Here is a 7061-nt window from a genome sequence, read left to right on the forward strand (position 1 = left end):
GGCGGGGGGGGGGGGGGGGGTGGGGCGGGGGGGGGGGGCGGGGGGCGGCCGCGCGCGGCGGCGCGGGGGGGGGCGGCCCGGGGCCCCCCCCCCCCCCGCCGGGGGTGGACCGGGCGTGCTCGCCCGTCCAGTTGTCCGAGGGCCCCGGGGCGGGCGGCGCCGGCGGCAGGGGGCGTACGAAGGACACGCCGCCACCCGGTGCGGGCGGGAAGCCCTCGGCGGCGCGCGCCTCGAAGAGTCTGCGGCGCAGTTCCGCGGCCTCGGCGGGGCGGTCCTCCGGCTTCTTGGCGAGCAGGTCGAGGATGAGCGCGTCGAGGTGGCCGGGCAGCTCGGGCCGGTGCTCGCGGGGCGGGACCGGCTCGGTCATGCGGTGGCCGACGAGGATGGCCCAGGCGTGGCTCTTGTCGAACGGGGGCGCGCCGGTGGCGAGTTCGTACAGCACGCAGCCGAGCGAGTAGAGGTCGCTGCGGCGGTCGAGTTCGCCGCCCGAGATCTGCTCGGGCGACATGTAGTGCGGCGTGCCCATGGCCATGCCGGTGTTGGTGAGCTTGGAGGTGAGGCTGACGTCCTGGCCGAGGCGGGCGATGCCGAAGTCGCAGATCTTCACCGTGCCGTCGGTGAGCCGCATGATGTTCGCGGGCTTCAGGTCGCGGTGCACGATGCCCTGGTCGTGGGTGTAGGCGAGGGCGTCGGCGACCTGGTCGGTGATGTCGAGGACGTCCGCGACGGGCAGCGGGCCGCCCTGGTCGGCCAGCAGCTGGCCGAGGTTGCGCCCGGCGAGCAGCTCCATCACGAGGTAGAGGACTCCGTCGTACTCGCCGAAGTCGTGCACGACGGTGACGCCCCGGTGTTGGAGCTGGGCGGCGACCCGGGCCTCGCGCCGGAAGCGCTCCCGCATCACCCGGGCGAGCGACGCGTCCTGTTCGGGCCCGAGCGGTTTGAGGCACTTGACGGCGACGCGCCGGCCGAGCGCCTCGTCGGTGGCCTCCCACACCTCGCCCATCCCGCCGCGCCCGATCAGTTCGAGCAGTCGGTACCGGCTCTGGATCAGCCTGGTGTCGGCCATGGCCCGCTGTCGCCCCCGTCGCTTCGCTGGTCGCCTCCCGGCCCGTCCAGTATGGGCGACCGGCGGCCCAGGGTGTACGGGTCGGGCCTGGTGTCGGGTCCGAGCCGGGCCACGGCCCCGAGGATGTGTTTCGGAGGGAGCTGCCAGCGCACCGTCGAGGGGATCAGCCGCAGCAGGTTGCCCGCGACCCGCAGCCGCCGGTCCACGGCGGCGGGCGCGGGCGCCGGGCGTCCGTACAGCACGTGCGCGAAGTGCGGCAGGGAGTCGTACGCCAGGGACGCCACCCGGCCCCACAGTGCGGCCCGCGCGGGGGTCAGCGGCGCGGGTACGGGCGGCCTGCGCAGGAAGTCGTCCACTCCGCGCGCCTCGGACCCGCACGCGAGCTCGGGCAGGACATGGGCGAAGTAGGCGGCGAGTTCCGCGGTGGAGGCGGGCACCTCGGCGGGGTCGAGTCCGACGAGGCGGGCGCTCTGGCGGTGTTCGTCGACGTAGCGGTCGGCGTCGGCGTCGTCGAGGGGCAGGCCGGAGCGGCGCGCGACCTGGAGGTAGGAGTCGATCTCGGCGCAGTGCACCCACAGCAGCAGTCGCGGCTCGTCGACGCCGTAGCGCTCGCCGGTGGCGGGGTCCGTGGCCTTCAGGCGGCGGTGGACGCTCCGTATGCGGGCGCCCGCCTCCTCGGCGGCGGACGTCGTGCCGTAGCTGACGGTGGCGACGAACCGGGCGGTGCGCAGCAGCCTGCCCCAGGTGTCCTTGCGGAAGTCGCTGTTCTGCGTCACACCGCGCAGGGTGCGCGGGTGCAGGGCCTGGAGGTAGAGGGCGCGGATTCCGGCGATCCACATGATCGGGTCGCTGTGCAGCTGCCAGGTGACGGAACCGGGTCCGAACAGGCCCGCGTCGGTCTCGTCCATCGGGCCTCCCGCTGCCGTCTCGTCGTCGTCGGGCACCGCGCCGGGTGCCCGGTCGGTCAGCCTACGACCCGCACGGCCCCCTTCACACGGCGGCCCCGCGGGGGCCCGGTGCACTATGGCTGCATGCTGCTGGCTCCGCTCGCCCGTGTGTCCGGGGAGGTCGCCGAGACGTCGGCACGCTCCCGCAAGACCGCCTTGATCGCGGAGGTGTTCCGCGACGCGGAGCCCGAGGACGTGCCCGTGGTGATCGCCTACCTGGCGGGGCGGTTGCCGCAGGGGCGGATCGGGGTGGGCTGGAGCGCGCTGAAGGACCCGCCCCCGCCCGCGGCGGAGCCGTCGCTGACGGTGCGGGAGGTGGATGCGGCGTTCACCGCGCGCGCCGCCGTCGCGGGGCCCGGTGCGCAGGCGGAGCGGCGCCGGCTGGTGGGCGAGCTGCTGGGCGCGGCGACCGCGGGCGAGCAGCGGTTTCTGACCGGGATCGTCTCGGGCGAGGTGCGGCAGGGGGCGTTGGACGCGATCGCGGTGGAGGCGCTGGCGATCGCGTCCCAGGCGCCGGCCGCCGACGTGCGCAGGGCGGTGATGCTGGCGGGTTCCCTCTCACGGGTGGCGGAGCGGCTGCTCGCCGAGGGGCCCGCGGTTCTGGCGGAGTTCCGGCTCACGGTGGGCTCGCCCGTGCAGCCGATGCTGGCGCAGACGGCGCCGTCCGTCACCGACGCGGTGGGGCGGCTCGGCGGGTGCGCGGTGGAGGAGAAGCTCGACGGTATCCGGGTGCAGGTGCACCGCGACGGCGAGGAGGTGCGGGTGTTCACCCGGACCCTCGACGACATCACGGACCGGCTGCCCGAGGTCGCCTCGGTGGCGCGGCGGCTGGCGGGGGACGGCTTCGTCCTGGACGGCGAGGTGATCGCGCTCGCCCCGGCGGGCAGGCCGCGGCCCTTCCAGGAGGTGGCGGGGCGGGTCGGGTCGCGCACGGACGTCACGTCGGCCGCCGCGGCGGTGCCGCTGTCGCCGGTGTTCTTCGACCTGCTCGCGGAGGGCGGCCGGGACCTGCTCGGCCTGCCGTACGCGGACCGGCACGCGGCGCTCGCGCGGCTGGTGCCCGAGCCGCTGCGGGTGCGGCGGGTGGTGACGGAGGAGGACGGCGGGGACGCGGCGGTGGGCGAGGCGTTCCTGCGGGCGACCCTGGAGCGCGGCCACGAGGGTGTGGTGGTCAAGGGTCTCGGCACGCCCTACAGCGCGGGGCGCCGCGGCGCGGCCTGGCTGAAGGTCAAGCCCGTGCACACGCTCGACCTGGTGGTGCTGGCGGCGGAGTGGGGCCACGGCAGGCGTACGGGAAAGCTGTCGAACCTGCATCTGGGCGCGCTCAGGCCGGACGGGTCGTTCGCGATGCTGGGCAAGACCTTCAAGGGCCTCACGGACGAGATGCTGGCGTGGCAGACCGCCCGGCTGCGGGAACTGGCGGTCGCGGACGACGGGTTCACGGTGACGGTGCGGCCGGAGCTGGTGGTGGAGGTGGCCTACGACGGGCTCCAGCGCTCCACGCGGTACCCGGCGGGGGTGACGCTGCGGTTCGCTCGGGTGCTGCGCCACCGCGAGGACAAGCGGGCGGACGACGCCGACACGGTGGAGACGGTGCTGGCGCAGGGGGCCTGAGCGGTCGGACCGGTGGCGGCGGCCTCCCCGGGCGCACGGCGGCGGACGCGGCCCGCACGACCGCGGGCCCGGCCCGGGCGACCGCGGACGCGGCCCGAACAGCGACAGGATCGGCCCGGGCGACCGCGGGTCCGGCCGGCGGCGGACGCGTGGGGCGCGCCTGATGGGCGCCCCGCACGCGTCCGCCGGGGTGTTCCGGGGTGGATGCCCCGGTGCCCCCGGGGCACTCCTGACGTGTCCCCCGGGTGTTCCTGGGCGGGTGTCGCCGCCCCCTGCCTCAGCCGCGCGGAACGACCGCGGAGTCGACCGCCGGCAGTGAGCGCCAGTCGGCGGAGACGATGCTCGCGTGGTCCGCGGCCAGCAGGTTCAGCCGGTCCTTGGCCTGCTGCTCGGTCGGGTTGGTGCCGTCGATGGCGGGGGCGACGTTCTGCGCGTCCGTCAGGACGACGAAGTAGTGGTTCTGGTCGTACCAGTTGAGGTCGATGCCGTTCGTCACGAAGCCGTTGGCGTCGGTGTCGAAGAACACGAACCAGGGGCGCAGGGTGGCGTCCGAGTAGCGGGTGCGCGGGTCGCCGGGCGTGTTGACGGTGTGCACGGCGGGGAAGGCGGCGGCCTGGGCCAGGTTGCCCGCGGCCTGGAGGTCGCGCAGGTGGGTCGCGTACTCCTGGTCGGTCCAGTACGTGTCGAAGGGGTTCTGCTCCTCGACGGTGCCGGGTATCAGCTCGAAGACGAACTTGCCCTTGAGCTGTGCGCGGGTCGGCCAGGCGTTGGCCTTCGCGGCGTCGTCGAGGGTGGCGTACTTGCCCGCGGTCAGGTCGGCGGGGCGGAAGACGGAGTCCCCGAGCTTGCTGTTGACGAGCGCGTCGAACTGGTCGGGTCCGCGGCCGCTGTCGGCGAGGAAGCCGTCCTTCATCTCGACCTTGACGACGACGGGGCCGTGGTCGGGGTGGGCGTCGCTCCAGGTCTTCAGGTCCGTGAGGCAGCCGCCCAGGTCCTTGTCGGTGGAGCCGGTGGTGAGGCCGGCCACGGTCGTGGAGCCCGTGCAGTTGTTGCTGTTGCCGACGGGGTCGTGGGAGACGCGGAAGGCGGGTCCCACGAGGTTCGTCCAGGTGTCCAGCTCGACCAGGCCGGTCCCGGTGTCGAGGCCGTTCGCGAGGTACGGGAAGGCGGCCGTGTCGTAGGTGTTGTGGATGCCGACCGCCGTCGACTGGGAGTAGGGGAGCTGCTGTACGTCGGCGGCGGAGGCCGGCGAGCCGAGCAGGGCGACGAGGGCGGCGGCGCCGAGGACGAGGGCGGTGCGGGCGGATCTGGACATGGGGGTACGTCCTTAGGGAAGCATGGATGGGGCATGCCGGTCAGTGCCAAACAGCAGAGAGACTAGGCGAGTTCGGTGACGAGCGGGAGGACGCGGGCTTACGGGACCACCGTGCGCCGGCCGACGAACTCCGCCAGCCCGCGCTGGGTGACCGCGATCACGGCGCGGTCGCCCGCCCGCAGGACGTAGTCCCCCGGCGGTGCGGGAACACCGGAGCCGTCCCGGTCGTCCGGCCGGTCGACGGCCACGACCCGGCAGGTGCCCGCCGTGAACACGTCGGCCACCGTGCGCCCTTCGAGCAGCGGGTGGCCTTCGACGTCGAGGGTCGCGATGAGCAGTACGCGCCGCTCCACGGGGATCGCTCCGACGATCTGACGGCCCAGCATGGCCACGGCGAAGGCCGGTGCGGCGAGCGTCGACACGCTGCGGCTGCGGGTCAGCGCCGCCGGGTAGGCCGCGCGCATCGTGCGGTAGACGGCGGTGGCGAAGTCGTCGTCGTAGAGCCGCAGCGCGGCACGCAGGCCGGGGGCGAGGGTCCGCGCGTACAGCACCGCCTCCAGGTTGGTGGTGTCCTTGCTGGTGAGTGCGAGCAGCGCGGCGGCGCGCTCGATGCCCGCGGCCTCCAGGACGCCCTCCTGCGTGACGTCGCCGATGACGGTCGGCACGCGCAGCCGCCGGGCCACGGCGACGCCGCGCGCGGACGGGTCGGCCTCCACGCACACCACGGGGATGCGCAGCGCGCGCAGTTCCCGCAGCACCCGGCCGCCGATCTTGCCGAGCCCGAGCAGCACCACATGGCCGGACTGGCCGCGCCTCGGCCGGCGCAGCGACGACGCCGCGCGGAAGGTGCCGAACACCTCGAGCACGGCCGCCGTGACGAGCGGCAGCAGCAGGAGTCCGGCGAATCCGGCGAGGAGTTGGAGGACCTGGCGGTCGACGGGCTGGCCGCGGGCCGGGTCGTCGATGGCGAACAGGTCGAGCAGGACGACGTAGAGGGGGCCGATCGGGCTGGCGTCGCCGCTGGTGGCCCAGGTCGCGCCGGCCAGGGCGAGGACGACGGCGCTGATGCCCGCGAACGACCAGCGCACCTGGCGGGAGAACAGGGCCGCCAGCGGGGCGCCCCGTCCGTCCGGGCGCGTGGTGTCCCCTTCGGTGGACGCGATCCGTTCGAGCACCACCCGGCCGCGCTCGGTCGCGGCGGCCACCGCGTCGTCGTCGGGCAGGAGTTCTGGGCTGTCCTGGCCCCGGTAGGGAGTACCGGCCCCGGTGGTGCCCGTCGACAGCAGGGCGAGGGTGGCGAGCGGGGCCTGCGGGCCCGGGCCCGCGGCGGGCGCCCCGTACTCCACGGCACGCAGCAGGACGCCGCCGGCGGGGATGGCCCTGCTGGTGCCCGCGACGGCGGTCGCCGCGAGCGCGGGGGCCGCGGTGTCGGCGTCGGAGAGCACGGTGGTGCCCGCGGTCGCGGCGGGCGCGCCCTGCGGGTCCGCGCCCGCGCCCGCCTGGTCGAGGAGGTCGGCGAGCTGTGCGCCGAGCCTGCGGTTGTAGAGCCTGATCACCAGCCGGAGCCCGGGGTTGGCGCGCCGGGCGGCGAGTGCGGCCCGGATGTTGGTCTCGTCGTCGCCGTAGGCCAGGGCGAGCGCGGTGGCGTCGGCGATGCCGGCGTCGGCCAGTGTCTCGTCGCGCAGCTCCGTCGCCTCGATGACGCGCAGACCGGTCGGCCTGCGGGCGCCGAACCGGGCGCGCGGCCGTTCCGCGGTGCCCGCGGGCGGCATGACGAGGACGACGCTCTCGCCGTACAGCTCGTGGAGTTCGGTGGCGAGCCGCCTGGCCAGACCGTCGTCGCCGCACACGATCATATGGCCGTCGGGGTCGCTCGGTCGCTCGCCGTCGCGGCCGGCGGCGGCGCGGAGGGCCTGTCGGGGAAATGAGGGCACGGTCCCAGTCTGCCGAACCGCCGTCAGGTCGTGCGGGCCCCCCCCGCCCGGGGGGGGCCGGGGGGGCCCCCCCCCGGGCGCGGGGGGGGGGCGGGGCGCCGCCGCCCAGGCCGGCGCCCACCACATCAACCGCGACCGCATGTGGCACTACACCGAGGGCATCCAGAACTGGAACCCGATCTGGC

Annotated in this window: 5 protein-coding genes; 1 reads left to right on the forward strand and 4 read right to left on the reverse strand. The window is 75.3% G+C overall.

Features of this window, described 5'->3' with window-relative positions:
- Positions 1-1066 (reverse strand): serine/threonine-protein kinase (locus LCE31_RS33910; protein WP_225021362.1); only part of this gene is annotated, 1066 nt, incomplete at its 3' end.
- Positions 1048-1974 (reverse strand): oxygenase MpaB family protein, encoded by a 927-nt coding sequence (locus LCE31_RS33915; RefSeq protein WP_225021364.1) that lies wholly within the window; start codon positions 1972-1974, stop codon positions 1048-1050. The genes LCE31_RS33910 and LCE31_RS33915, both read right to left, overlap by 19 nt.
- Before the next feature lie 123 nt (positions 1975-2097).
- Here LCE31_RS33915 and LCE31_RS33920 point away from each other — a divergent pair, with 123 nt between their 5' ends.
- Complete coding sequence (locus LCE31_RS33920) at positions 2098-3627, forward strand: ATP-dependent DNA ligase (protein WP_225021366.1); 1530 nt, start codon at positions 2098-2100, stop codon at positions 3625-3627.
- A gap of 277 nt (positions 3628-3904) precedes the next feature.
- On the opposite strand, the gene LCE31_RS33925 is transcribed toward LCE31_RS33920, so the two are convergent.
- Together LCE31_RS33925 and LCE31_RS33930 are read right to left on the reverse strand one after the other, a co-directional pair.
- On the reverse strand, positions 3905-4942 hold the full coding sequence (locus LCE31_RS33925) for a phosphatidylinositol-specific phospholipase C domain-containing protein (RefSeq protein ID WP_225021368.1): 1038 nt from the start codon (positions 4940-4942) through the stop codon (positions 3905-3907).
- 98 nt (positions 4943-5040) lie between these two features.
- A complete protein-coding gene (locus LCE31_RS33930) occupies positions 5041-6798 on the reverse strand; it encodes an NAD-binding protein (RefSeq protein WP_225021370.1) in 1758 nt (585 codons plus the stop codon).
- Positions 6799-7061 lie beyond the last annotated feature (263 nt).

Source organism: Streptomyces sp. 8L (genome assembly GCF_020176795.1).
Lineage (GTDB): Bacteria > Actinomycetota > Actinomycetes > Streptomycetales > Streptomycetaceae > Streptomyces.